Annotated in this window: 22 protein-coding genes; 12 read left to right on the top strand and 10 right to left on the bottom strand. The window is 72.9% G+C overall.

Annotated features, from left to right (window positions below; all coding sequences use genetic code 11):
• Window positions 1-2: 2 nt before the first annotated feature.
• Window positions 3-1,889, top strand: coding sequence for an MmpA family trehalose lipid delivery protein (locus VYL96_RS14555; RefSeq protein ID WP_243699586.1), 1,887 nt, complete (start codon window positions 3-5; stop codon window positions 1,887-1,889).
• Here VYL96_RS14555 and VYL96_RS14550 read toward each other — a convergent pair.
• The gene (locus tag VYL96_RS14550) at window positions 1,855-3,069 is read right to left on the bottom strand and encodes a glycosyltransferase family 4 protein (RefSeq protein WP_131885074.1); all 1,215 of its coding nucleotides are present in this window, start codon (window positions 3,067-3,069) and stop codon (window positions 1,855-1,857) included. The two genes, VYL96_RS14555 and VYL96_RS14550, sit on opposite strands and share 35 nt — an antisense overlap.
• A 56-nt stretch (window positions 3,070-3,125) precedes the next feature.
• On the opposite strand from VYL96_RS14550, the gene VYL96_RS14545 reads away from it, so the two are divergent.
• Both VYL96_RS14545 and VYL96_RS14540 read left to right on the top strand, forming a co-directional pair.
• Window positions 3,126-3,944, top strand: a complete 819-nt coding sequence (locus tag VYL96_RS14545) for a class I SAM-dependent methyltransferase (protein WP_131885073.1) — start codon at window positions 3,126-3,128, stop codon at window positions 3,942-3,944.
• Between the two features lie 91 nt (window positions 3,945-4,035).
• The gene (locus VYL96_RS14540) at window positions 4,036-5,535 is read left to right on the top strand and encodes an aldehyde dehydrogenase (RefSeq protein ID WP_131885072.1); all 1,500 of its coding nucleotides are present in this window, start codon (window positions 4,036-4,038) and stop codon (window positions 5,533-5,535) included.
• A gap of 27 nt (window positions 5,536-5,562) precedes the next feature.
• Here the strand turns inward: VYL96_RS14540 and VYL96_RS14535 are convergent, their stop codons facing one another.
• From VYL96_RS14535 to VYL96_RS14505, 7 genes are all read right to left on the bottom strand, one after another.
• Complete coding sequence (locus tag VYL96_RS14535; protein ID WP_131885071.1) at window positions 5,563-6,225, bottom strand: response regulator transcription factor; 663 nt, start codon at window positions 6,223-6,225, stop codon at window positions 5,563-5,565.
• A 98-nt stretch (window positions 6,226-6,323) separates the two neighbouring features.
• A complete protein-coding gene (locus VYL96_RS14530; protein ID WP_243699585.1) occupies window positions 6,324-7,820 on the bottom strand; it encodes a sensor histidine kinase in 1,497 nt (498 codons plus the stop codon).
• 77 nt (window positions 7,821-7,897) lie between these two features.
• The gene (locus VYL96_RS14525; protein ID WP_131885069.1) at window positions 7,898-8,842 is read right to left on the bottom strand and encodes a hypothetical protein; all 945 of its coding nucleotides are present in this window, start codon (window positions 8,840-8,842) and stop codon (window positions 7,898-7,900) included.
• A gap of 162 nt (window positions 8,843-9,004) precedes the next feature.
• Window positions 9,005-10,831 carry a phosphoenolpyruvate carboxykinase (GTP) gene (locus tag VYL96_RS14520; protein ID WP_131885068.1) on the bottom strand — a complete coding sequence of 609 codons (1,827 nt, stop codon included), beginning with the start codon at window positions 10,829-10,831 and terminating at the stop codon, window positions 9,005-9,007.
• 104 nt (window positions 10,832-10,935) lie between these two features.
• A complete protein-coding gene (locus VYL96_RS14515; RefSeq protein ID WP_131885067.1) occupies window positions 10,936-11,349 on the bottom strand; it encodes a DUF6802 family protein in 414 nt (137 codons plus the stop codon).
• On the bottom strand, window positions 11,346-12,626 hold the full coding sequence (locus VYL96_RS14510; RefSeq protein ID WP_131885066.1) for a hypothetical protein: 1,281 nt from the start codon (window positions 12,624-12,626) through the stop codon (window positions 11,346-11,348). The genes VYL96_RS14515 and VYL96_RS14510 overlap by 4 nt, the downstream gene beginning before the upstream one ends.
• Window positions 12,623-13,279: a hypothetical protein gene (locus tag VYL96_RS14505; protein ID WP_131885065.1), complete on the bottom strand. Its 657-nt coding sequence runs from the start codon at window positions 13,277-13,279 to the stop codon at window positions 12,623-12,625. The genes VYL96_RS14510 and VYL96_RS14505 overlap by 4 nt, the downstream gene beginning before the upstream one ends.
• A 100-nt stretch (window positions 13,280-13,379) precedes the next feature.
• Between VYL96_RS14505 and trmB the strand changes: the two genes are divergently transcribed.
• The 5 genes from trmB (at window position 13,380) to VYL96_RS14480 (ending at window position 19,077) form a co-directional block, all read left to right on the top strand.
• A complete protein-coding gene (gene trmB / locus VYL96_RS14500; protein ID WP_007630135.1) occupies window positions 13,380-14,156 on the top strand; it encodes a tRNA (guanosine(46)-N7)-methyltransferase TrmB in 777 nt (258 codons plus the stop codon).
• A 49-nt stretch (window positions 14,157-14,205) separates the two neighbouring features.
• Entirely contained in the window at window positions 14,206-14,880 is a 675-nt protein-coding gene (locus VYL96_RS14495; RefSeq protein ID WP_131885064.1) for an NYN domain-containing protein, read from the top strand.
• Window positions 14,881-14,891: 11 nt separating this feature from the next.
• The gene (locus VYL96_RS14490; RefSeq protein WP_131885063.1) at window positions 14,892-17,300 is read left to right on the top strand and encodes an MMPL family transporter; all 2,409 of its coding nucleotides are present in this window, start codon (window positions 14,892-14,894) and stop codon (window positions 17,298-17,300) included.
• 65 nt (window positions 17,301-17,365) lie between these two features.
• A complete protein-coding gene (locus VYL96_RS14485; RefSeq protein WP_131885062.1) occupies window positions 17,366-18,712 on the top strand; it encodes a lysylphosphatidylglycerol synthase transmembrane domain-containing protein in 1,347 nt (448 codons plus the stop codon).
• Window positions 18,713-18,717: 5 nt separating this feature from the next.
• Entirely contained in the window at window positions 18,718-19,077 is a 360-nt protein-coding gene (locus VYL96_RS14480; protein ID WP_131885061.1) for a DUF3054 domain-containing protein, read from the top strand.
• Window positions 19,078-19,094: 17 nt separating this feature from the next.
• Here VYL96_RS14480 and VYL96_RS14475 read toward each other — a convergent pair whose 3' ends face one another.
• Window positions 19,095-20,123, bottom strand: a complete 1,029-nt coding sequence (locus VYL96_RS14475; RefSeq protein ID WP_207913527.1) for a glycoside hydrolase family 25 protein — start codon at window positions 20,121-20,123, stop codon at window positions 19,095-19,097.
• A gap of 254 nt (window positions 20,124-20,377) precedes the next feature.
• On the opposite strand from VYL96_RS14475, the gene VYL96_RS14470 reads away from it, so the two are divergent.
• Window positions 20,378-20,650 carry a hypothetical protein gene (locus VYL96_RS14470; RefSeq protein ID WP_070722748.1) on the top strand — a complete coding sequence of 91 codons (273 nt, stop codon included), beginning with the start codon at window positions 20,378-20,380 and terminating at the stop codon, window positions 20,648-20,650.
• Window positions 20,651-20,677: 27 nt separating this feature from the next.
• On the opposite strand, the gene VYL96_RS14465 is transcribed toward VYL96_RS14470, so the two are convergent.
• Window positions 20,678-21,367 (bottom strand): pentapeptide repeat-containing protein, encoded by a 690-nt coding sequence (locus VYL96_RS14465; RefSeq protein ID WP_131885060.1) that lies wholly within the window; start codon window positions 21,365-21,367, stop codon window positions 20,678-20,680.
• 175 nt (window positions 21,368-21,542) lie between these two features.
• Here VYL96_RS14465 and VYL96_RS14460 point away from each other — a divergent pair, with 175 nt between their 5' ends.
• The 3 genes from VYL96_RS14460 to VYL96_RS14450 all read left to right on the top strand — a co-directional run bounded on the left by VYL96_RS14460 (window position 21,543) and on the right by VYL96_RS14450 (window position 24,800).
• Window positions 21,543-22,055, top strand: a complete 513-nt coding sequence (locus tag VYL96_RS14460; RefSeq protein WP_061229224.1) for a DUF4395 domain-containing protein — start codon at window positions 21,543-21,545, stop codon at window positions 22,053-22,055.
• Between the two features lie 71 nt (window positions 22,056-22,126).
• The gene (locus tag VYL96_RS14455) at window positions 22,127-22,717 is read left to right on the top strand and encodes a hypothetical protein (protein ID WP_131885059.1); all 591 of its coding nucleotides are present in this window, start codon (window positions 22,127-22,129) and stop codon (window positions 22,715-22,717) included.
• Window positions 22,718-22,793: 76 nt separating this feature from the next.
• Window positions 22,794-24,800, top strand: a complete 2,007-nt coding sequence (locus VYL96_RS14450; RefSeq protein WP_131885058.1) for a M13 family metallopeptidase — start codon at window positions 22,794-22,796, stop codon at window positions 24,798-24,800.
• Window positions 24,801-24,910 lie beyond the last annotated feature (110 nt).

The following is a 24,910-nucleotide window of genomic DNA, read 5'->3' as shown; positions in this document are numbered from 1 at the left end:
GCATGTCCTCGACTGCCGGGTTCCGTCGCGTGAGCGTGCGGCCGGCCGTGACGGACGCCGCGGTGGGTGTGGTCGTCTCGGGCGTTCTGTTGGCCGGGGTGGCGCGGCCGGGCTTTCCGCTGTTACGGGACTGGGTGGCCACACCGACGCCGCCGCTGTCGGACGCCTCGCTCGGGCTGGGGGAGTCGGCGGCGCGGGCGGTCCCGCAGGACGTGGCGGTGGCGTGGGCGACACGGGCGCTGGGCGCGGTCGGGCTGCCGGTGTGGCCGCTGACGGGTCTGCTCGCGGCGGTGTTCTGTGTGTGGCTGGCGGTCTCGGCGGGCGCGCTCGTGCGGCGGGTGGCCCCCGCTGGTCGGGCCGCGGGGGCGTGGCTGCGGCTGCCGGCAGTGGTGGGCGCGGTGTGGAATCCGCTCGTGGTGGAGCGGCTCCTCCAGGGCCACTGGTCGCTGCTGGCGGGGGTCGCGGCGGTGGTGTCGATGCCGGTTCTGCTCGCGCGCGGTCGGCCCCGGGTCGCCGCGGCGTGCGCGGCGCTGGCCGCCGCCGGGCTCACGCCGACGGGGTGGGTGCTGGCGGTCGTCGCGACGGTGGTGGCGCTGGTCTGTGGGGGAGGTGGCGCTCGCCGGACCCGGGCTGCGGTCGCGCTCGCCGCTACAGCTGTTGTGACCGCCCTGCCGTGGGCGCTGGCGACCGCCCTCACCGCGGCGGGTGACTGGGCCGGCGCCGGGCTGGGCGGCGCCGCCGTCGGGGGAGCGGAGGCGGCCGCAGGGGTGGCCGCGTTCGCCACCCGCGCCGAGCCGGGGATCGGGACGCTGGGTTCGGTCGTCGCGCTGGGGGGGATCTGGAACTCCCAGGCCGTGCCGCCCTCGCGTGCCACGTGGTGGGCGGCCGCCGCGCTGGTCGCGCTGCTGCTCGTGTGGACGCTCGCGGCGCGCGGCCTGTGGCGGGCGCGGCGCGACCCGGTGGTGCGCGCGACGGTCCCCGTGGCCCTCGCCGCGTGGCTGCTCGTCGCCGCCGCCGCGACGGGCCCGGGCCTCGCGGCGATGGAGGCGCTGGTCACCGCCGTACCGGGCGCGGGGTTGCTGCGCGACACCCAGAAGTTCGTGGCGCTGGCACTGCCGGCGACCGTGCTCGCGCTGGCCTTCGCCGCCCGCGCCCTCGCCACTCGCGCCGGCGCCGCCCGGGCCGCCGGCCGGGGCCTTCCCGCGCGCGTGCGGTCGATCGCCGCCGGAATGCTCGTCACGGCGGTGGCCGTGACCTCCGTCCCCGACGCCCCCAGCGCGCTGTGGCAGCAGCTGCGGCCGGTGACGTACGGGCCGGGGTGGGCGCAGGTGGCGGGCATCGTCGACGGTCGGCCCGGGGACCTGCTGGTGCTGCCGGCGGGGTCGTTCCGCTCGACGCCGCTGTGGGCCGACGGCCGGCCGGTCCTCGACCCCGCGCCGCGGCTGCTCGACACCCGCGTCCTCGTCCCGGGCGACCTAATCGTGGCCGGGGCCGGCGTCGGTGCGGGTGACGCCACCGCGGTGCCGGGCGAGGGGGATCGCGCGCGCCGCGCCACCGACGCGCTGCTGCGGGGAGCCGACCCCCGCGAGCTGGCGGGCATGGGCGTGCGGTGGGTGCTCGACGAGCGCACGTCCGCCGGGCCCCGGGGCGCGGCGGACGAGACCCTGACGGCGACGACGACGAGGTTCTCCGACCCCGAACTGACCCTGCACGAGCTCGCCCCGCCGGACGGGCCCGGTGACGCGGACTCGCGATGGAGCGCGGTCACCCCTCCCGGCGCCCCGGCGTGGGCTCGCGCAGCGGTGCTGGCGGCGCACGCGCTGTGGCTGCTCACGCTGGCCGGCGCGGCGGTGGCTAGCGGTCGGCCCGGCCGTCGATCACGCCGCTGACCCACCGGCCCTCGGCGACGGCCGCGAGGACCCGCGCCATCGCCGCGCCGGTGGCGGGCCACGACATCCCCGCGGCCTTCCGGCGGGCGGCCTCACCCATCCGTTCCCGCAGGTCGGGGTCCGACAGGAGGAGGTCCGCGGCGACGGTCATGGCCGCGACGTCGTCCACGAGGAGGCCCGTCTCGCCGTCGTCGATCGAGTCCCGGAGTCCCGCGGCGTGGTGGTACCCGACGGTGGGGACCCCGTGCTGCGCGGCCTCGGAGACGGCGAGCCCCCAGCCCTCCTTGCGCGAGGGCATGAGGTGGACGGCGGCGCCGGCGAGCAGGCGGTGCTTGGTGGCCTCGTCGACGTGGCCGTGGAACACGACGCCGCCGGCCCCGCCCACGCCACCGGCCCCGCCCGCGGGGGCGGTGAGCCCGCGCTCGGCGGCGTACTCGCGGAGCCGGTCGGCCCACCAGCCGCTGCCGATGACGTCCAGCACGAGCCCGGGCCGACTCGCCCGCAGGGTCGCGAGCACGTCCAGCGCGTCCTCGACGTGCTTGTGCGGGACCAGCCGGGACAGGACGACGAGGCGCGGGCCGGCGGCGCGGGTGTCCTGCGCGGCCGGTGTGACGCCGTCGGGCAGCGGGTCGAGGCCGTTGCGGACCACCGCGATGCGCGCGGGCGCGACGCCGAGCGCGGCGAGCTCGTCGGCCGACGGCAGCGACACGGTGACGTACTGGGACCGGGCGTGGACGCGCGGCGCCAGCCACGACTCGACCCACCACCCGATCCGCGCGACCAGCCACCCGGCGACCGGCCACTGCTCGCGGTGGATGTGGTGGACCAGCACCACGACGGGGGCGGTGGTGGCCAGGCGGGCGAAGAAGGGGACGCCGTTCTGGGTGTCGACGACGACGTCGGGCCGTCGCAGAACCCCGAGCGGGCCGAGCCCGTACCGGCCGGACAGGATCGCCAGCAGCGCCCGGGGATAGACGGTGAAACGTCCGCCGGCCCGGCTGAACCGCACGCCGGTGGAGGTGGTGACGGAGCGGGCCGCGCCCCGCGAGCGGGAGGTCCGGTAGACGACCGTGTGGCCGGCCGCGGCGAGACCGTCCGCGACGTGCTCGAGGTAGCGCTCGCTGCCGCCGCCCTGCGGATGAGTACTGTCGCGCCAACACAGCAGCAGGATTCGAGCCACCCGGACACTGTACGCGGGCGGCCGGGCCTCCCCGGACCGCCGGTATCGTCACCGCCGTGCTCACCGATCCCGTCCACCGCTCGCCCGCGCTGCGATCGGTGGCCCGCCGCGCCACCCTCGGCCGCTCGCTCGGGCTGCTGCGCTCGTTCCCCCTCGAGCAGGCCGACCCGGACGCCTTCTACTCCGGCCTGGCGCGCGACACCGTCGAGCTGGTCGCCGACCTGTGGGCCGAGTCCGGCGATCGGCCCGCCCGGCCGGGCCCCGGCCCCGACGCCGGTCGACTGCCCGGGCTGACGGTCCTCGACGTGGGCGGCGGGCCCGGCTACTTCTCCGACGCCTACGCCGCCGAGGGCGCCCGGTACGTCTCCGTCGAGCCGGACGTCGGGGAGATGTCCGCGGCGGGCCTGGACCAGACGGGGTCGATCCGCGGCAGCGGGATGGCCCTGCCGGTGCGGACCGACGCGGTGGACGTGTGCATCTCCAGCAATGTGGCAGAGCACGTGCCCGAGCCCTGGCGCATGGCCGAGGAGATGTGCCGCGTGACGCGACCGGGCGGCCTCGTCGTCGTCTCCTACACCCTCTGGTACGGACCCTTCGGCGGCCACGAGATGGGCCTGACCCACTACCTCGGCGGCGAGCGCGCGCGGCGCCTCTACGAGCGCCGCCACGGCCGCCCGCCCAAGAACGTCTACGGCGAGTCCCTCTTCGAGGTGGGCTGCGCTGACGGCCTGGCCTGGGCGCGCGACACCGACGCCGCCGACCTGCTCGCCGCGTTCCCGCGCTACCACCCGCGGTGGGCGTGGTGGCTCGTGCGCGTGCCGCTCGTGCGCGAGGTGCTCGTGTCGAATCTCGTGTTGGTACTGCGCGCGAAGTAGCGCCCCACGGCGGGCCGGACCCTCGCTACAGTGAGGTGGAACACGTTCTCGTTAGCTTCACTCCTGGTTGGCGGGACGGTTCCCACCGCTTATGTACCCCACCGCACGGAGGTCCCCCGTGGTCGTCGTCCATGACAAGCTCTTCTCCGGCACCCGCTGGACCGATCCGGTCACCACCGGCGTCCTCGAGGTGACGTCCCCGGCCACCAACACGGTCGTGGGTCGTGTCGCCGAGACCACCACCGAGGACCTGGAGGAGATGATCAGCCAGGCCCGCGACTCGTTCGAGTCCGGCGTCTGGCGGAACACGCCGCCCGCCGAGCGCGGCGCACTGCTCGCTCGCGTGGCCGACATGCTCGAGGAGCGCCAGGCCGAGGTCTGCACCCTGCTGTCGCAGGAGATGGGCGCGCCCGCGAGCGCCGCCTCGATGATCCAGGTGACCCCCACCCTCGGCGTACTGCGCTACTACTCCCGCCTCGCCGAGACCTTCCCGTGGTCCGAGGTGCGTCACGGCGATTTCGGCGCCTCTGTCGTCACCCGCCAGCCCGTCGGCGTGGTCGCGGCGATCACCGCGTGGAACGTCCCGCTCTACCTCAACACCGCCAAGCTCGCGCCGGCCCTGCTGTCCGGCAGCTCGGTCATCCTCAAGCCGTCCTCGGCCACCCCGCTGTCCGCGCTGTGGCTGGCGGACCTGTTCCGCGAGGCGGGCCTGCCCGAGGGGGTGCTGTCCGTGGTGACCGGCCCCAGCTCCGTGGGTGATCACCTGGTGTCCCACCCGGATGTCGACAAGATCTCGTTCACCGGCTCCACCGAGGTCGGCAGGCACATCGCCGGGATCGCCGCGCAGGGCCTCAAGCGCTGCTCGCTCGAGCTGGGCGGCAAGAGCGCCGCCATCGTCCTCGAGGACGCCGACCTGGCCTCCGCCGCCGGCACCATGGTGTTCTCCGCACTCATGAACTCCGGCCAGGCGTGCGTGTCCCAGAACCGGATCCTGGCGCCGCGCTCGCGCTACGACGAGGTCGTCAACGCGCTGGTCGAGAACGTCTCGTTGATGCCCCTCGGAGACCCCGCCGACGAGGGCACCGTGTTCGGCCCGCTGGCCAACCACAAGCAGAAGGCGTCCGTCGAGGGCTACATCCGCAAGGGCGTCGAGGAGGGCGCGACCATCGCCTACGGTGGCGGCGAGGTCGAGGGCCTGCCCGAGCACGTGGCCGAGGGCGCGTACGTCCAGCCGACCGTCTTCCGCGATGTGGACAACTCCATGACCATCGCCCAGGAGGAGATCTTCGGTCCCGTCCTGCAGGTGATCCCCTACGACACGGTCGACGACGCCGTGCGGATCGCCAACGACTCCGAGTACGGCCTGGCCGGCGCGGTGTACTCGTCGGACCCGGACGCCGCGCTCGCCGTGGCCCAGCGGGTGCGCACCGGAACCATGGGCATCAACTGGTACGCCTTCGATCCCACCGCCCCGTTCGGCGGGTTCAAGAACTCCGGTATCGGCCGCGAGAACGGGCCCGAGGGGCTGGACGCGTACTGCGAACTGCAGAGCGTGCTCATGCCGTTCGGCTGGGAGCCGTCCGGCACCTGACGCCTGCGGGCGCCCCGGCCCGCGCGCTCACTCCACGCGGTAGCCGACCCCTCGCACCGTCTGCACCTTGTTCTCACCGATCTTGCGGCGCAGGGAGCGGATGTAGACGTTGACGATGTTGGAACCCGGGTCGAAGTCCATGCCCCAGACGCTCTCGAGGAGCTGCTCGCGGCTGATGGTCTCGCCCTTGTTGCGCAGCAGCATCTCCAGCAGCGAGTACTCGCGGTTGGTGAGCTCCTGGATGCGGCCGTCCACCTCGACGCGGCGGGTACGGATATCCAGGCGCATGCCGGCGTGCTCGAGGACGCCCGGGTCTTCGGTCGCCTCGTGCTCGCGCAACCGCAGCCGGATGCGGGCGAGCAGCTCGGGGACTCGGAAAGGCTTGACCATGTAGTCGTTGGCGCCGGATTCCAGTCCCTCGACGGTGTTCGCGACGCTGTCGCGGGCCGTGAGGATGATGACGGGCGCGGCGAACCCGCGATCGCGGGCCTCGCGCAGCAGCGTCAGTCCGTCGGTGTCGGGCAGGCCGATGTCGAGCAACATCAGGTCGATGTCGGAGATGGTCGACAGGATGGCACGCGCGCTCTCCCCGTCCACCGCCTCGAGTGCGGTGTACTCGGCACCACCGAGTGCCTTGACCAAGACCGAGCGGATGAGGTCATCATCCTCCACGACGAGAACGTTCGTCATGCATCCCTCCTTCTCCGACTTCGGAGTATCGCACGGGTACCGCGCTGCTGGACGCTGGCGGGCGACCGTGTCCGCGGCTCGGCCGGGGACCGGGGGGTTCAGCGGGTCTCGGAGCCGCTCGCGTCGGACGGGTCGGTCCCGGCGGGCGAGCCGGAACCCTTCGCGGGCGGCGCCGCGACGAAGGGGATGACGATGCAGAACGTCGCGCCGCCCCCGGCGGCGTTGAACGCGAACGCGCGGCCTCCGTGCGCCTTGGCGATCGTCGAGACGATAGCGAGCCCGAGGCCGGTGCCGCCGCGTCCGTCACGGAGCTGGCCGCGCGCGGTGTGGAACCGCTCGAAGATGCTCTCCTCCTCGCCGGGCGGGATCCCCGGCCCCCGGTCGCGGACCCACCACAGAAGCCGGCGACGGTAGGACTCCCGCTCCGGGGTCTCCGGGACGGCCCCGGACACGAGCTCCGCGGCGATGGTCGGGTCACCGGGCTCGATGACCCGGCACCCGATCTCGATGGTGTCCCCGGGGCCGGTGAACCGGACCGCGTTGGAGCAGAACTGCATGAGGGCCTGGGTGATCCGGTGCTGGTCCAACCTGGCCAGGCCCTCGGCGTACGGCAGCACCCGCCAGTCCCGGTCGGCCACCACCTCGATCTTCGCCTCGACGTCCAGCACGAGCTCCGTGACGTCGGTCGCGGCGGTGCGGAGGAAGTCCGGACGGTCGGCGCGGGCGAGCGTGAGCAGGTCCTCGACGATGCGGGTCATCCGGGACAGCTCGTCCTGCATGAGCCGGATGGTCTCCGCCCGGCCCTCCGGGTCCTCGGGCATGAGGTCGAGATTGCCCTGCACCACGGTCAGCGGTGTCCGCAGCTCGTGGCCGGCGTCGTCCAGGAACTCCCGCTGCGTGCGGTAGGCCTCCTCGACCCGCTCGAGCATGTCGTTGACGGTGTCGGCGAGGGCGACGATCTCGTCGGGCCCGTCGGAGGGCACGCGCCGTGACAGATCGGCCGCGGAAATGGTCTCCGCCGCCTCGCGGATCCGTCGCACCGGGACGAGCATCCGGCCGGCGATCCACCACGCGAGCAACGCGCTCACCACCATGCCCCCGGCGGCCGCCCAGCGCAGAAAGCTCTTGACGCGGCGGGTCTCGTCCTGCGTTCCGCGGTCGTTGATGGCCACCACAATGTTGGCCGGCCCGGCGGGGCTCTCGACGGTGGCCTTGCGCCAGCGCACCGAGTCGTCGATCACGCCGGAGTCCTCCATGGGGGACAGTCCGATCCGCTGGATCTGCGAGCGCATGGCCGGGGGGAACAGCCGGTCCTCGTCCGGTCCGTACCGGGAGAGGGTGAACTGGGTCCCCGACTCGATGGCCGTGCCGACGAGCAGCATCTCGGAGGAAGGGTACTGCTGAGCCAGGTACGCCCGGATGAGCTGCTCGACGGTGGGGTCGTCCGACTCGAACGACGGCAGGATACCGGCGGACATGAAGGTCGAGAAGTCGGCCGCCTCGCGGTTGAGCCGGGAGTCGGTGACGCGTTCCGTGCTCAGGTCCAGCATCTGGATCATGAAGACCACCATCGCGGCGAACACGGCCGCGGTCACCAGGGTGATGCTGACGGTGATGCGCAGACGCGCAGAATGCCACCACCGGGCCGGCTGTGACCTACGGAGAGCGGGGCTCACCTCGGTGCGGAGACGTCATCGGCGGGTATCGCCGCGTCCGGGGTGTCCCAGGCGGGGACGTCCGGGGTCGGGACGACGATCGGGGCGCCCACCACCGGTCCGATCATGTCCGGCGCGTCCCCGTGGGCCGGGTGCTCCGGACGATCGGGCGCGCCCGCGTCCGGGGACGGGAGGTCGTCGACGACGTGGGGCGGCGGATCCAACGGGGACGTGCCACCACCGGGCGGGCCGGGCAGGGTCAGCGGCGGCCTGCCGGTCAGTGGCGGCCGGCCCGTCAGCGGAGGACGGTCGGTCAGCGGAGGACGGTCGGTCAGCGGGGGCGGGCCGTCACCGTCCGGAGCGGGCGTGCCCTCGGCGGGCTCGTCCTCGCCACCGTCGCCGGTGGGCAGTTCGCCCTTCGGGCCGTCGCCCATGGGCGACGGGATGGCGGGGCGATCCTGGCCCGGCCGGGGAGCCTGGGGATCGGTGCCGTCCGTCGGGGTGTCGTCCTCGCCCGAACCGGCCGAGCCGAGCGGCTCGTCGCGGTCCACGGTGTCACGGATCTGACCGCGCCCGGCGCCGTCACCGGTCGCCGCTCCGGCTCTCGAGCGCGCGGGTTCGGTACCGCCGTCGGCCCGCGTCGGCAGGGGCGCGAGGTCGGCCGGCTGCGCGGCCAGTGTCGACAGGACCGAGGGGATCGTCGCCGGGACGGGGAGGGCGGACAGGCCGTCGATCACGGTGAGGTGGGGCCGGACGCCCTCGATGGCGGTGCCGGCGGGCTCGGGGGCGGCGACCAGGGTCTCGGCTGCGGCGTCGGAGCCTCCGCCGGTCGAGGCGGTGGCGGTCCGCTCGGCAGCGGTGGGAGGGGCCTCGCCGTTCCCGGGGTCCAAGGCCGTGACGGCGAGGGCCAGCCCCGCGGCCGCCACGGGGAGGGCGATGAGTCCGACGACGGTGGCTCTCATACTTCTCCCTCCGCGGGAACGCGGTGCTGCTCCCCACTCAGCCGTTCACTTTGACACTTGGTGGCGCCACTGTGAAGAGCGTCGAACACATAGTAATAGCGAGACGGGTCACACCGGAAAAAAATGTGTGACCCGTCCGCTATCTACCGTGTGAAGGGAGCGTCAGCCCAGGCGCTCCTTGAGGGCGGCGAACTGCTCGTGGACCTCGGCCGGGACCTTGGGGCCGCAGAACTCGAGCCACTCGGTGATGAGCGGCAGCTCGCGGCGCCACTCCTCGGGGTCGACGGCCAGGGCGGCTTCGACGTCCTCGAGCGGGGTGTCGAGCCCGGTCATGTCGATGTCGGCGGCGCGGGCGGTGAGGCCGGCGGCCGTCTCGTCACCCTCGACGCGACCCTCGATGCGGTCGATGACCCACTTGAGCACGCGGCTGTTCTCGCCGAAGCCCGGCCACAGGAAGCGACCGTCGGCGCCCTTGCGGAACCAGTTGACCAGGAAGATCTTGGGCATCTTGTCGCCACCGCGGGCGCCCATGTCGACCCAGTGCTGGAAGTACTCGCCGACGTTGTAGCCGACGAACGGCAGCATGGCCATCGGGTCGCGACGCACCGCGCCGACCTGGCCCTCGGCGGCGGCGGTCTGCCCGGAGGACAGGGTCGCGCCGATGTACACACCGTGGTTCCACGAGTACGCCTCGCTGACCAGCGGGACCGTGTCGGCGCGCCGGCCACCGAAGAGGATCGCCGAGATCGGCACGCCCTCCGGGGAGTTGAACTCGGGCGCCGTGACGGGGCACTGGTCGATCGGCACGCAGTAACGCGAGTTGGGATGCGCGGCGTTGCCGGCCTCGCCGTCGCCGGTAGGGGTCCAGTCGTTGCCCAGCCAGTCGATGAGGTGGTCCGGAGTGCCCTCGAGGCCCTCCCACCACACGTCGCCGTCGTCGGTCAGCGCGACGTTCGTGTAGATCGCGTTGCCCGGCTCCAGCGTCTTCATGGCGTTGGGGTTGGACGAGTAGTTGGTGCCGGGGGCCACGCCGAAGAAGCCGTACTCGGGGTTGACGGCGTAGAGGCGACCGTCGGCGCCGAAGCGCATCCAGGCGATGTCGTCACCGACCACCTCGGCGCGCCAGCCCTCGATGGTGGGTTGGATCATCGCGAGGTTGGTCTTGCCACACGCGGACGGGAAGGCCGCCGCGATGTAGTGGACCTCGTCGGTGGGGGAGATGAGCTTGAGGATGAGCATGTGCTCGGCCATCCAACCTTCGTCGCGGGCCATGGCGGAGGCGATGCGCAGCGCGAAGCACTTCTTGCCCAGCAGGGCGTTACCGCCGTAGCCGGAGCCGAAGGACCAGATCTCCCGGGTCTCCGGGAAGTGGGTGATGTACTTCTCCTCGTTGCACGGCCAGGGGACGTCCTTCTCGCCCTCGGCGAGCGGGGCACCCACCGAGTGCAGGCCCTTGACGTAGGCGCCGTCGGCGCCGATCTTCTCGAGGGCCGCGGAGCCCATGCGGGTCATGATCTTCATGGAGACGACCACGTACGCGGAGTCGGTGAGCTCGATGCCCAGCTTGGGGTCCTCGGCGTCCAGCGGGCCCATGCAGTAGGGCACCACGTACATGGTGCGCCCGCGCATGCAGCCGCGGTAGAGGTCGGTCATCTGGGCGCGCATCTCGGCCGGGTCGCGCCAGTTGTTCGTCGGGCCGGCACCCTCGGCGGTCTCGGAGCAGATGAACGTGCGCGACTCGACGCGGGCGACGTCCTTGGGGTCCGACTGCGCCAGGAACGAGTTGGGCTTCTTCTCCTCGTTCAGCTTGACGAAGGTCCCGGCCTCCACCATCTCGGCGGTGAGGCGATCCCACTCCGCGTCGGAGCCGTCGGCGAAGACGACCCGGTCCGGCTGGGTGAGTTCGGCGACCTCCGCGATCCACGCGAGCATCTCGGTGTGATCGGTTGGTGCCTGACCCTCGAGGCCGGGAATGGTGGTGGTGGTCATCACAGCTCCTCGCGCGTGGTGCATGGTCTTGGTCACAGGGTATCGCCAACCGGTGCGGATCGCCGCGTCCGAGCCCCCGTTCGCGCCCAAATGTGAGGGATCCCTCAGATGTGGCCGTGGTCGATGCGCTCCCAGCGCGCCGGCGGCGGGAGCGGCGCGGCCGGATCGTCCCCGGTCTCGTTGGTGAAGCCCCCGAAGGGTACTCCCTCGGCGGGATTGGCCAGCCGCCACGAGTCATAGCTGCCGTCGAAGCGCACGGTCGAGACGTGGTCGACCGTGCCGTCGCCGTCGACGTCCGTGTACACGGTCAGGCCGCGGTCGTCGCCGCGCGTGACCGCCTCCATGAATCCGTCCCCGTCGAGGTCCGCCTCGGGTGAGCCCAGATCGAGGACCTCGTCGCCGACGGGGACGTGCAGCCCCAGCGACGACGGCTCGGCCAGCGGCGCGCCCTCCAGGCCGCAGACGTCGGGCGCGGTGTGGTGGTCGAACGGGTCCGGGCCGGCGAGTGGATCGGTCATGGCGACGTGCCCCCTGCGGTGGTGTGGGGCCGGGCGGCCTGCTCGGCACGCACCCGGCGGATGCGCCGGTCGAGGTCGGTGACCCGGGGCCCGGGATCGTGGGCGAACCCGTCGGTGATCGTGGCCTCGGCGGCGAGGATCCGTGAGCCGAGGGATTGTTCGGTCTCGGCGCGCAGCGCCGCGAGCCTGTCGCCCACCGCGGCGACGGTGTGCGTGCGCAGCGCCTGCGTCCGGCGCACGGTGACGGTGACCCAGCCCAGCGCCACGCCGCACAGCAGCGCCAGCGGGATGACGAGAGCCGCGGCCCCGGGGACCTCCGCGAGCGGGGCGAGCAGCATCCTGCCCACGCCGGTGCCACCGGCGGCGCCGGTGATCATGACGAGCAGTTCCTCCCCGGTGTTGCGGGGCGGGCGGCCGGGTGTGAGGCCGCTCGTCGGCGCGGGGATCCGCGGTCCGGTCGGGGCGGTCGAGCCGAGGTGCCGGGCGACGAGGGCGTCGGCGCGGCGGTCGGCGCGGGCGACGGTGGCCGCCACGGCGGCGTCGGCGTCGGCGGCGAGTCTGCGGACGAGGGCGTCGACGCGGGACCGTGGCGCGGCGGCGAGCTCCTCGCGCGCGCGGCCACCGAGGTCACGCACGGACCGGTGCAGGTCCTGGACCACCTCCATGCGTAGCGCCTGCACGTCCTGGCGCAACGCCTGCGAGCGCGTGGTGATGGCCTCGGTGCGGCGGGCGAGGAGCCAGTCGACGGTGGCGGTCGCCGGGTCGGGCCCGGCCGGCCGCGGGCCGGGCCCGCGTGGCGCGGCGGGCACGGAGCCCGCGCGCACGGCGGCCAGGAGCGACGACAGCAGCGCGGCGGGCGCGCCGGGGTGAGCGTCGTCGACGACGTGGACCGGGCAGTCCACGCCCGCGTCGACCAGGCGGCGGGTGGTGACGTCGACCGACTCCGAGAGGTGCTCGGCCGTGCACGTGTGGGCGCGCCCGGCCACGGCCACGGCCATCGGCAGGCGGGCGGCCACGCCGCGCGCGACCTCGACGTCGTCGGGGCGCACCGGGCACACGGCGTCGACGACCAGGACCGCCGCGTCCGGCCGGTCCTCGGGTGAGGCGTCGACGAGTACGCGGATCCGGGCTCCGGCGTCGGCGGCCGGGCCCGCGGCGGCGGACAACGCTGTGCCCGCGGCGGCGGACAACGCCGAGGCAACGGCGGGAGCGGCGGAGTCCCGGGCCCCCAGCACCGCGATCGTCAGCTCGCGGGGCGGGGCCGGAGCGGCCGTCACGTCGACGCCGATCCGGGGAGCGCGGCCGCGCCCAGGGCGCACAGGGCGGCCTCGGCGAGATCGCCCACCTCGTCGTGGACCGCGAGCATCTCCAACTCGGCCTCGAGACGGGACACCCGGGTCGTCGACAGATCGAGCAGGGCGCGTTCGAGGAAGGACACGACGCCGTCGACCGACCGGTTCTCGGGCTCGCGCGCGTCCACGGCGGGCAGCCCACGGGCCCAGTGCGGCGGGTCGTCGTCATCGACCCCGGTGGCCACCACCAGCAGCGGGTGCCGGCGCGCGCGACGTATCCACGCCTCCTCGTGGCGGCACGGGGCGGTGCGCAGACACACGATCTCCGCATCCGGCGGCGCGACGGGCACGGCGCCGGGTGCCGCGACGACGTCCAGGTCGTCGACCCGCGCGCGCCACCCCCGGCGGACCCGCAGCGCGGCGGCGAGCGTGCGGCGACCCGAGCCCAGGCCGCCGCGGATGCGGATATCGGCCGGCGCGTCGACACGCGCGACGGCGGCCTCCACCGGACCGGTCCCACCCCGGCCCCCGTCCCGCTCCCGGGCGGACGCGACCAGGCGCCGGACCCGCGCGGCGGGGTCCGGATCGGAGGCGCGCACCGGGGCCGTGGGCTCGGTGTCGGGGGTCGCGGTCGGCACGCGCTCATCGTGGCCTGACGGCCTGCGGGCGGCAAGGCCTTCCCCTCGTACCCCGACGCCCGGATTCGGTGGCGACCACTGATTACGGGATGATGGCCGGGTGAACCAGAGCGAGAACCCCGCCCACGCGGCCGGTGGCACCCCGGACGACAGCGGCACCCCGGACGGCGGTGGCACCCCGGACGACAGTGCCCGTCTCTTCCCCCGGGTGACCGCCTACCGGTTCCGCCGCGGCACCCTGCGGCCCGGTCAGCAGCGCAACTGGGAGGAGCACTGGCCGACCTACGGTCGCAACGTCTCCGACGAGATCGTGGACCCCGAGGCGCTCTTCGGCCGGCGCGCGCCGCTGATCGTGGAGATCGGCTCCGGCACCGGTACCTCCACGGCCGCCATGGCCGCGGCCGAGCCGGACATCGACGTCATCGCCGTGGAGGTCTACCAGCCGGGACTGGCCCAGCTGCTGGGCATGATCCTGCGCGAGGGCCTGGAGAACGTGCGCATGATCCGCGGCGACGGCGTGGACGTGCTCACCAACATGATCGCGCCGGCCAGCCTGGACGGTGTCCGTGTGTTCTTCCCCGACCCCTGGCCCAAGGCCCGCCACCACAAGCGGCGGCTCCTGCAGTCCGGCACCTTCGAGCTCATCGCCTCGCGGCTGAAGCCGGGCGGCGTGCTGCACGTGGCCACCGACCACGCCGACTACGCCGAGTGGATCGCCGAGACCGGCGACGCCGAGCCCGCGCTCCAGCGGCTGGACCCCGCGACGGACCTCCGCCACGTACCGTTCAGTCTGGACAGACCCGTGACGAAGTTCGAGGGCAAGGGGTTGCAGGAGGAACGGGTGATCAACGAGTTCCTCTGGCGTCGGGTGCACTGACGCCCCACCCCAGGACCCCCGAACGACGAGAACCGAGGCGGACGACGCGATGACCCCACCAGACGAGATGCGCAACCACGACATGACGGACGTGGCCACGCCCGACGGACCGGGGGTGGTGCTCCTCGTGTGGGACGCGCCCAACGTCGACATGGGGCTCGGCTCGATCCTCGGCGGCCGCCCGACCGCCGTGTACCGCCCGCGCTTCGACGCGCTCGGCCGCTGGCTGCTCGGCTACACCGCCGACCTGTCCGTGCGGACGCAGGACGCCCTCGAGGCCGAGGCGACCGTCTTCACCAACATCGTCCCGGGCACCTCGGACAACGTCCGCCCGTGGGTCGAGGCCCTGCGCAACGTCGGCTTCGCCGTCTTCGCCAAGCCCAAGACCAGCGACGACTCCGATGTCGACGACGACATGCTCGAGCACATCGACCGGCGCGCCGAGTCCGGCCGGCTCGCCGGCGTCGTGGTGGCCTCCGCCGACGGGCAGGCGTTCCGCGAGCCCCTCGAGGAGCTGGCCGAGGACATCCCGGTCGCAGTGATCGGGTTCCGCGAGCACGCCACCTGGGCCGTCCAGCACGACACCATCACGTTCCTCGACCTCGAGGACATCCCCGGGGTGTTCCGCGAGCCCCTGCCGCGCGTCAGCCTCGACAACCTGCCCGACGAGGGTGCCTGGCTGCAGCCGCTGCGGCCGCTCACGGCACTGCTCACCTCGCGCTAGGAGCTCCCCCGGTGTTCAACTCACTCGGGCGGTTCGTCGCCCGCCGCCGCGTCCTGGTCGTGATCTGCTCCGTGGTGGTCATGGCCTTCCTCAGCCTCGCCGGCTCCGCGTTCGGCAACCCGTTCGGCCAGGGCGGCTTCGAGGACCCCGACAGCGGATGGGCGACCGCCGAGCAGTTGGAGCAGGAGGCGTACGGGCGCGACGCCCTCGGCGACGTCGTGGTGTCCTACCACGCCCCCGAGGGCACGTCGGTCGACGATCCGGCGTTCCAGGAGCCCATCCGGCAGTCGTTGGAGTCGATCCGTACGGAGAACCCCGACCGGGTCACCGGCGTGACCAGCTTCGTGTTCAACCAGTCGCCGGCCCTGGTCAACCGTGACGCGGGTATCGCGGTGGCCTCCATCCAGATCGCCGGTGAGGCCGAGGAGATCCTCCAAAACTTCCGGGCGATCGAGGACCAGATCCCGGTCGAGGGCATCGAGACCGACATCGCCGGCCTCCAGCCCGTCGCCGGCGCCCTCCAGGACGGCATGGACGCCGACCTCGTGCGCGCGGAGCTCATCGCGCTGCCGCTCGTGTTCCTCCTGCTCATCGTGGTCTTCGGCGGAGTCGTTGCCGCGTTCCTGCCTGTCGCGGTCGGCGTGCTGACGATCCTCGGCTCGCTCGGCGCCCTGCACCTGCTGTCGCTCGTCACGCCCGTGAACTCCTTCGCACAGAACGTCGTGACCCTGATCGGGCTAGGGCTGGCGATCGACTACGGCCTGTTCGTGGTGAGCCGGTTCCGCGAGGAGATGGCCGAGGGGTATCCACCGGACGCCGCGGTGCGCCGGTCCGTGGCCACCGCCGGCCGGACCGTGGTGTTCTCGGCGGTCATGGTCGGCGTGACCCTGTCGGGCCTGCTGGTCTTCCCGCAGGACTTCCTCAAGTCCGTCGCCTACGGCGCGATCGCCGCGGTGATCCTCGCCGCCGCGCTCTCGGTGACCCTGCTGCCGGCCGTGCTCATGCTGCTCGGCCACCGCGTCGACGCGCTCGGCATCAAGCGGATGCAGCGGCACCGCACCCGCGAGGAGGTGGAGAACGGCCTGTTCGGCCGCGTCGCCGACTTCTCCATGAAGCGCCCGGTGGCGGTGGCGATCCCGGTCGTGGTGGTGCTGGTCGCGCTCATCATCCCGTTCTCGGGCGTGAAGTTCGGCGGCATCAACGAGACCTACCTGCCGCCCGACAACCCCACGCGCGTCGCGCAGGAGGAGTACGACCAGAACTTCCCCGGCACGCGGACCGACCCGGTCAAGCTCGTGGTCCTCGGCTCGGACGGCGCGACGCTGTCGCAGATCCGCTCGGCCGCCAACGAGGCCCCCGGGCTCACCGGGCCGTTCCAGTTCGCCCGCTCGGGCGGGCAGGACTCGCAGGGCCGCGAGGTAGTGGTCCTGCAGGCCGGCGTGGAGGACCGCAACGCGGCCACCGAGACCGTCGAGTACCTGCAGTCCTTCCCCATCCCCGCCGGCACCGAGGTGTTCGTCGGCGGCAACCCCGCCATGGAGAAGGACTCGGTCGACGCCCTGATCGCCGGGCTGCCATGGTTCGTCCTGTACGTCCTCGTGGCCACGACGCTGCTCATGTTCCTGGCGTTCGGGTCGCTGGTGCTGCCGATCAAGGCGGCCATCATGAACATGCTCGGCCTGGGCGCCACGCTGGGCATCCTCACGTGGATCTTCGTCGACGGGCACCTGTCCGGGCTGCTCGGCTTCACGCCGGGCCCGCTCACCTCGCCGGTCGTGGTGCTGCTCATGGCGATCATCTACGGTCTGTCCACGGACTACGAGGTGTTCCTCGTCTCGCGGATGGTCGAGGCCCGCTCACGCGGCGCGCGCACCGCGGTGGCGATCCGCAGCGGCGTCGCGCAGACCGGCCGGATCATCACGTCGGCGGCGCTCATCCTCATCGTGGTGACGGGCGCGTTCGCCTTCTCCGAGATCGTGATGATGAAGTACATCGCGTTCGGCATGATCGCCGCGCTCATCATCGACGCCACCGTCATCCGCATGCTGCTGGTCCCGGCGGTCATGCAGATGCTCGGCACCGACAACTGGTGGGCGCCGAAGTGGATGAAGCGGGTCCAGGAGCGGATCGGCCTGGGCGAGGCGGAGATCGACGACGAGCCCGAGCTCCTCACCGGTCGGCCCGCCGACACCGACGGCACGGGACCGGCCGGGGCCGCCACGTCGGTCGCCGTGCTCGACCGGGAGCCCGCGGGCACCAGCGCGCCGCAGGCGCGGGACGCCGAGCCGGAGTCCGAGTACGAGTCCGTCTACGACACGGAGTACGACGACGAGCCCGGGTCCGCGCCCGGCGGCAAGATCCCCGCCTCTGAGCTGATCGCCCGCCTGATGCAGGAACGTCGACAGGATCCAGAGGCGTGACCGCCGCCCCGGGCCCCCGGTGTGGGATCCTGGGACGGGCGGCACGCTCTGGTTATGGTGAGGTGATGACGGGTACGCGGGGCGCCGAGGTGCGGCGCCGTATCCGGGCTGTCCTGGGCAACCCGTGGTTCAAGGCCGGCGCGACGCTCGCCGTCCTGGGGTTCATCCTGTACTGGCTCCGCGGCCAGACGCCGTTCTTCGCCGAGGGCTTCGAGGCCGTCGCCCGCCCGCACTGGGGCTGGATCGCGGCCGCTCTCGTCTTCTCCTACCTGTCCATGTCGAGCTACGGCTCCGTGCAGAAGGTGCTGCTGCAGTCCGCCGGTGTCCGCGTCGGCTACTGGGCCAGCGTCGGCCTCGTGTTCTCCGCCAACGCCTTCTCCACCTGCATCCCCGGCGGGCAGGTCTTCGGCACCACCCTGACGTACCGCAAGACCCGGCAGTGGGGCGCGACCCGGGTCGTGGCGTCGTGGCAGCTCGTGATCTCCGGCGTCCTGTCGACCGTCGGCATCGTGCTGCTCGCCCTGCTCGGCTTCTTCCTCGTGGGATCCGTGTCCAACCCGTTCCTGCTGGTGCTCTCTGCGTTCGGTCTGGTCGCGATCGTCGTGGTGGTCCAGTGGGCGGCCCGCCACCCGGACAAGATCGAGGGGTCGGTCCTGTCGATCCTGGCCTGGATCAACGCCCGGCGGCACAAGCCCGCGGACCACGGCGCGGCCGGCGTGCGCAAGGTCGTCGAGCAGGCCGACGCCGTCGACCTGAGCAAGCGGCAGATCGCACAGGCGTTCGCGTTCTCCCTGCTCAACTGGGTCGCCGACATCGGCTGCCTGTGGGCGGCCGCCAACGCGGTCGGTGCCCAGCACAGCATCGGCGGCCTGTGCATCGCCTACGTCACCGGCAAGATCGTCGCCACCGCCCCCATCACGCCCGGCGGCCTCGGGACCGTCGAGGTCGCGCTCATCACCGCCCTCACCGCGGGCGGGCTCGGCGCGCATCAGGCCTTCGCGACCGTGTTCGTCTACCGCATCGTCAGCTTCGTGCTGGTCGCCCTGGCCGGGTGGGTGGTCTTCTTCCTCTTCTACCGTGGTGCCGTGGACGTCGACCCCGACGCCGACCCGTTGGGTGAGGACGGCCCGGGCGAGCAGTCCTCGTCGTCGTCGCCCTCGTCGTCGTCCTCGTCGTCCGGGTCGTCTCGCACCGCACAGTCCCGCGCGACCGTCGCGGCGGCCCCACCGGCCGGGCTCACCGCGATGTGGCCGCTGCACGGGAACCCGTGGCGCCCGACGGTGACCCATGACTCCGGCCCCCTCCCGCTCCTGCGCGTGCGCGTGCGGGAGGACGGCGCCGCGGACGAGGAGTCGGGGCAGAACCCCTACCCGTTCACCGGCCGGGAGGCCCGGGAAGAGAAGGACAGGTGAGACCCGTGGCCGTGCCGGTCATGATCGTGCTCGACGCCGTGCTGGTGGTGGTGTTCTCCACCTTCGGGCGCGGCGCGCACTCCGAAGGCCTGGGCGTGGCGCAGGTGTGGGGCACCGCGTGGCCGTTCCTCGTGGGCCTGGCGGTGGGCTGGCTCGTCCTGCTGGCCGGCCGCCGAGAGCCCTCGTCGATCGGCTCGGGCGTGCTGCTGTGGCTGGCCACGCTCGTGGTGGGCATGGTGATCCGCGGGCTCGGGGACGGCCGGGTGCCGCACTGGAGTTTCATGATCGTGGCCGGTGTCGTCACCGGTCTGTTCCTGGTGGGGTGGCGCGCGGTGCGCGCGATGCTCGTTCGACGACGGCGCTAGCGCAGCCCGTCCGCCAGCTACGCCACGACCTCCGCCGGGACCTCGATGGACTCGGGCAGCCGCACGCCGTCGGGCGTCGGGAGATCGCGCGGGACGGGGATCGTCACGGCCTCGACGGGCACGGGGACCTCGGGCGGGATCGGCGCGGGGGCCGGGGCGTTCTCGGGAGCGGCGGCGGGGGCCGGGGCGGGCGCGTTCTCGGGAGCCGGTGCCGGGGCCGGGGCGTTCTCGGGTGCCGGCGCCGGGGCGGGCTGCGCCGCGGGGTCGACGGGACCGAGCCACGCGTCGAGATCCGCGCGGGTGCCGGCGAAGACGTTGAGGTCCACGGCGTCGGCGAACCCCGGGACCTCGCCGGTCTCCGAGCGCTGCCAGAACAGCCACTGGTCCCAGCCGCCGATCACGGGCAGCGTCGGCTCGGACACGCCGTACTCGGCGAGCCACAGCGGGTACTCGGCGAAGCGCGGGGTGTTGTCCATACGGTCGATCCAGAAGTAGCGGTACGTGTAGAGGATCGGCGTGCGGCCGGTGCGGTGGGCGAGCGTGTCGAGGAAGACCTGGGCCCAGTCGGCGAGCTGGCGGGCGTCGAGCCCCTCGTCGGTCTCGAGGTCCAGCACGGGCGGCAACTGCGGGCCGCCCACCGACTGCAGGCGGTCGGCGAACGCGTGGGCCTGCTGCGCGGGGTCCATCGCGGGGCGGGCCTTGTGGTAGCTGCCCACGAGCATCCCGGCGGCGCGCGCCTCGGCGATGTCGTCCTCGTAGTACCGGTTGGCCGGCCCGGTGCCCTCGGTGGCCTTGATGAAGGCGAAGGACTGTCCGGCCGCGGCGGCGGCCTGCCAGTCGACCCCGGCGCCGTGCGGATGCTGCCAGCTGGAGGCGTCGAGGCCCTGCGCGAGGCCGTGGTAGACGGGTGAGAGCGGCACCTCGGCGTCGGCGCGGGGGGAGATGACGACGACGAGGAGGCCGACCGAGAGAGCTGCTGCAGAGGCCAGGGCGACGAGGAGTCGGGGAAGGAGGGCGCGTCGGGCTGACGGTCCGGCAGTGGTCATGGGGTGAGTATGTGGCAACCACAACAGTCACACAAGCAACTCGCGCATCTTTTTCCACAACTGTCCAGTTCGGGTGGTCGGCGACGTCCCCGCAGGCCCGCGGTCGAGCGCGTCGAAGCCGGGCGGACCGCGGGTGGAGGTGGCGTGGGTCACGGAATCACAACAACCTGTAACACGCTGTCCCACGCGTACGTTGACCTGGTTTTCTCACCTACTCTTAAGGCGACCCCACCGAACAGTCGGGAGTGCCCCTCATGACCGATGCCATCGACCTCACCACCCCTCGTTACCGGCAGGACCTGGTCACGGAGGTCGACGGTCCGGACGACGACCCGTTCCTCGAGGTGTCCGTCGCCGAGACCGTGGTGCTGGACGAGGACGGCGCGGACCGCGGTGTGCCGGAACTCCGGCTGCGCACCGGGGCCGACGGCATCACGCTCACCGACCGCGACCAGATCCTCCAGCTCCAGGCGATCATCAACCGGGCCGTCAACCAGTGGCGGGCCTCCGCGTCGCATCTGGCCTGACGCCGCGGCGCGATCGGCCCGGCTGCACTACTCGACCCGGATCCCCGCCTCGCCGATGAGGGCGAGCCCGACGCCCAGCACCTGGTCGGGCGAGATGAGCGCGCCCCGCAACGCCGAGGCCCCGCGCAGGTCCGCGAGGTCGGCGCCGCGCAGGTCCGCGGCTGAGGCGCTCGCCCGCTCGACGGTCGCGCCGCGCAGGTCGGCCCCCTCGGTGGTGAGGTCGGCGATCTGCGCCTCGAGCAGGTCTGCCTGACGGCAGCGGGTCGCGGCGAGGCGCACCCGTTGCAGGCGCGCCATCCGCAGGTTGATCATGTCGGCGTGACAGTCTTCGAACGTCACGTCGGTCAGGCGCGCGTCGGACAGGACGACGCCGGTCAGTCGGCAGCCGACGAAACGCACGCGGGTGAGGTTGGCCCCGTCGGCGACGAGTCCGGACAGGTCGCACCCGCTGAGCGCCACATCGGTGAGTCGGAGGCCGTCGGCGCGGGCGCCGCTGAGTCGCAGGTTCTCGAGCACGGATTCGCGGATCTCCATCCCGCCCATCGCGACGGCGCCCTCCTCCGGGCCGGGTACGTGCTCGGCGGTGGCCAGGACTCCGCCCCACAGGCCGTCGGACTCCACGTCCGAGAGGGGCGGGCCGAGCTGGTCGCGCCGGGGGAGCGCGGGGGCGGCGGGGGGACGGGGAGAGCTCGAGCGACGACGCAACGGTGGGGCCACGGCCGTCAGCCTAGGCCGCGGTGGCTGCGCAGTCCGCGGCGGTCATGCCGTCAGCCTGGGCCGCGCCGTCAGCCTGGGCCGCGCCGGCCGGGCCTCCCGGGTCGCGGGCGACAGGAGTAGGCTCGACCCGGAGATAGACAGATCGGTCTATCTGCAGTGATCGAGAGGTGAGGCCATGAGTCTGCGCGAGGCGTTCGCTTTCCCCGAGGTCGTCAACGACTATGCCGCCCGCTGCACCGCCGCCCTCGTGGTGACCCTCGCGGTGGTCACGATCGTCGTGCCGTCGCCCGCCCGGATCTGGCTCGCCGGGGCGTTGGTCGTCGGCTTCGCGCTGCGGGTGGCAGGCGGCCCGCGGTACTCGCCGTTCGGCCGGCTCTCCGTGCACGTGCTCGCCCCGCGGGTCAGTGCGGAACCCAAGCTGGTCTCCGGTGCGCCCAAGCGGTTCGCCCAGACCATCGGCCTGGTGATGTCGTCGGTCGCGTTCGGGCTGTTCCTCGGCGGACTGACCACGGCGGGGATCACGGTGCTCGGCGTGCTGGTGCTGGCCGCCCTCGCGGAGGCGGCGCTCGGCTTCTGCCTGGGCTGCTGGATGTACGGGCGGCTTCAGCGTGTCGGCCTCATCCCGGACGACGCGTGCGTGGACTGCGCTGACATCTGGGCCCGGCCCGGGATGACCGCCCGGAGCTGAGGCGCCGCGGCGGCACGCGATCGTGTCCTCGCCTCGACCGGCCCGCCGCCGCCCCGCGTTAGTGTGGGCCCATGAGCACTCCCGCTGACGGCACCGCCTCCGACCGCCCCGACGACCGGTCCGGCGACCGCGACTTCGAGAAGCGCTACGACACGTGGGCCCAGCAGGAGGGGGTCCGCGGGTACCCGGGCTCCGACGTCGGCGACACGCAGTACGGCGGGGGCTACGGCGACCCGCAGTACGGCGCGGGGCAGTTCGATCCGGCGCAGTACGGCGCGCAGCCGGGCTACGGGACCCAGCCGTACGCGCAGCCCTATGCCCAGCCCTATGACATGCAGCAGTACGGGATGCCGCAGTACGGCCAGCCCGGCCAGCCCTACGCCCAGCAGTACGGTGCGATGCAGCCCTACGGCCAGTACCCGCCGGCCGCCCGCAAGGACCCGGCGCTGATGCTCGTGGCCTCGCTGCTCATCCCCGGGCTGGGCACGATGCTCAACGGTCGGGTCGGCAGGGGCGTCGGGATCCTGGCGGGTTACGGCGTGGGCGTGCTGCTCTCGGTGGTCCTCATCGGGCTGCCGATCATGTTCGGGTTCTGGGTCTGGGGGATGGTCGACGCCTATCAGGGGGCGAAGGATCACAACGCCCGCCACGGTCTGCCCTGATCGCGGGCCGGCCGCCGCGGGTCCTCGCCGTCGTCATCCCACCCGCGGGGGCCGCGCACTTCCGTAACCTGGTCGCATGACAGCGACCGAGATCCCCACCACCGACGCCCCTCGCCCCTCGGGCCTGGACCTGCGGTACGTCGACCCGGACGTCCGGCCGCAGGACGACCTGTACCAACACGTCAACGGCACGTGGATCCGTGACCACGTGATCCCCGCGGACCGGCCGATCGACGGCGCGTTCCTCGCGCTGCGCGACCTGTCCGAGGAGCGGGTGCGCGACATCATCACCGACGCCCCGGTCGACTCCCGGATCGGCGCGTTCTACGCCTCGTTCATGGACACCGACGCGGTGGAGGCGGCGGGCGTCGAGGCGCTGGCGCCGGACCTGGCCGAGGTCGACGGCGCCGGGGACGCGGACTCCCTCGCGCTGGCGATGGCGCGGCTGGAGAAGGTCGGCGTCGGCGGGCTCATCGGCGCCTACGTCAACAACGACGCCAAGAACTCCACCGAGTACATCCTCTACCTGGTGCAGTACGGCATCGGGCTGCCCGACGAGTCCTTCTATCGCGAGGACCAGTACGCGCAGATCCGTGAGCAGTACACGGAGCACATCGCGCGGATGCTCGAGCTGGCCGGGCTCGCGGACGCCGCCGTGGCCCGCGAGAGCGCCGGGCGGATCCTGGCTCTGGAGACGCGGATCGCGGCCGCGCACTGGGACGTCGTGGCCCGCCGCGACGCGGACAAGACCTACAACCCCGTGATCTGGGACGAGCTTCCGACGCTGGCCCCCGGCTTCCCCTGGCACGACTGGGCGCGCGAGCTCGGCGGCACCGAGGAGACCTTCGGTCGGCTCGTCGCCATGCAGCCCGACTTCCTCACCGCCGTTGCCGAGCTGTGGTCGGCCGAGCCGCTCGAGACGTGGAAGGAGTGGCTGCGCTGGCGGATCGTCTCCTCCCGCGCGCCGTACCTGCCCGCGGAGCTGGTCGAGGAGAACTTCCGCTTCTACGGCACCGTCATGTCCGGGACCGAGGAGATCAAGGCCCGCTGGAAGCGCGGCGTCGGCGCGGTCGAGGCCGCCCTCGGCGAGGAGGTCGGCAAGGAGTACGTGGCCCGCCACTTCCCGCCCGGCCACAAGGCGCGCATGCAGGAACTGGTCGCCAACCTCACCGCCGCGTACCGCTACTCGATCAGCAGGCTGCCGTGGATGACCCCGGCCACCCGCGAGCGCGCACTCGACAAGCTCGAGGCGTTCGTGCCGAAGATCGGCTACCCCGACAAGTGGCGGGACTACTCGGCGCTCGAGGTCCGCGCCGACGACCTCATCGGCAACGTCCGTCGCTCCGCCCGGTTTGAGCACGAGTACGAACTGGGCAAGCTGGGCGGGCCCGTCGACCGCGACGAGTGGCACATGACGCCGCAGACCGTCAATGCCTACTACAACCCGGTGATGAACGAGATCGTCTTCCCGGCCGCGATCCTGCAGCCGCCGTTCTTCGACGCCGACGCCGACGACGCCGCCAACTACGGGGCGATCGGCGCGGTCATCGGCCACGAGATCGGCCACGGCTTCGACGACCAGGGGGCGAAGTACGACGGCGACGGCAACCTGGTCGACTGGTGGACCGATGACGACCGCGAGGCGTTCGGGACCCGCGTGGAGGCGCTGATCGCCCAGTACCAGGGCCTCACCCCGGACGGCCTCGATCCCCAGAAGGACCACGTCAACGGGGCCTTCACGGTGGGGGAGAACATCGGCGATCTGGGCGGCCTCACGATCGCGCTGCTGGCCTACCGGTTGGCGCAGGGCACGGACGGCCAGCCGGCGCAGGGGCCGGACGTGGGTCCGGAGATCGACGGCATGACCGGGATCCAGCGGCTCCTCACCTCGTGGGCGATCGTGTGGCGCACCAAGACCCGCGCCGAGGAGGCCGCCCGGCGGCTCGCCGTGGACCCGCACTCGCCGCCGGAGTTCCGCTGCAACCAGGTGGTGCGTAACCTCGACGACTTCCATGAGGCCTTCGGCGTGACCGATGCGGACGGGCTGTGGCTGGCGCCTGAGGAGCGGGTGAGCATTTGGTGAGCCCTCTCGGGGGCGATCCCGCTCCGTTCCGCCGGGGGACGCGTACGGTGAGAGTCGTCACCTGATCTTGGCGCTGGTCACAACGCGGGACGCGGCGACCGCCGCGCCCC

Source organism: Dietzia maris (assembly GCF_036287335.1).
Classification (GTDB): domain Bacteria; phylum Actinomycetota; class Actinomycetes; order Mycobacteriales; family Mycobacteriaceae; genus Dietzia; species Dietzia cinnamea.
The sequence above is the reverse complement of the archived record's forward strand: the minus strand, read 5'-3'. Positions and strand labels throughout refer to the sequence as shown.

Coding starts and splice junctions, on each gene's coding strand:
- VYL96_RS14555 (WP_243699586.1), top strand. CDS start 3: ATGTCCTCGACTGCCGGGTTCCGTCGCGTGAGCGTGCGGCCGGCCGTG.
- VYL96_RS14540 (WP_131885072.1), top strand. CDS start 4,036: ATGTACCCCACCGCACGGAGGTCCCCCGTGGTCGTCGTCCATGACAAG.
- VYL96_RS14535 (WP_131885071.1), bottom strand. CDS start 6,225: ATGACGAACGTTCTCGTCGTGGAGGATGATGACCTCATCCGCTCGGTC.
- VYL96_RS14525 (WP_131885069.1), bottom strand. CDS start 8,842: ATGAGAGCCACCGTCGTCGGACTCATCGCCCTCCCCGTGGCGGCCGCG.
- VYL96_RS14520 (WP_131885068.1), bottom strand. CDS start 10,831: ATGACCACCACCACCATTCCCGGCCTCGAGGGTCAGGCACCAACCGAT.
- VYL96_RS14515 (WP_131885067.1), bottom strand. CDS start 11,349: ATGACCGATCCACTCGCCGGCCCGGACCCGTTCGACCACCACACCGCG.
- VYL96_RS14495 (WP_131885064.1), top strand. CDS start 14,206: ATGACCCCACCAGACGAGATGCGCAACCACGACATGACGGACGTGGCC.
- VYL96_RS14485 (WP_131885062.1), top strand. CDS start 17,366: ATGACGGGTACGCGGGGCGCCGAGGTGCGGCGCCGTATCCGGGCTGTC.
- VYL96_RS14475 (WP_207913527.1), bottom strand. CDS start 20,123: ATGACCACTGCCGGACCGTCAGCCCGACGCGCCCTCCTTCCCCGACTC.
- VYL96_RS14470 (WP_070722748.1), top strand. CDS start 20,378: ATGACCGATGCCATCGACCTCACCACCCCTCGTTACCGGCAGGACCTG.
- VYL96_RS14460 (WP_061229224.1), top strand. CDS start 21,543: ATGAGTCTGCGCGAGGCGTTCGCTTTCCCCGAGGTCGTCAACGACTAT.
- VYL96_RS14455 (WP_131885059.1), top strand. CDS start 22,127: ATGAGCACTCCCGCTGACGGCACCGCCTCCGACCGCCCCGACGACCGG.
- VYL96_RS14450 (WP_131885058.1), top strand. CDS start 22,794: ATGACAGCGACCGAGATCCCCACCACCGACGCCCCTCGCCCCTCGGGC.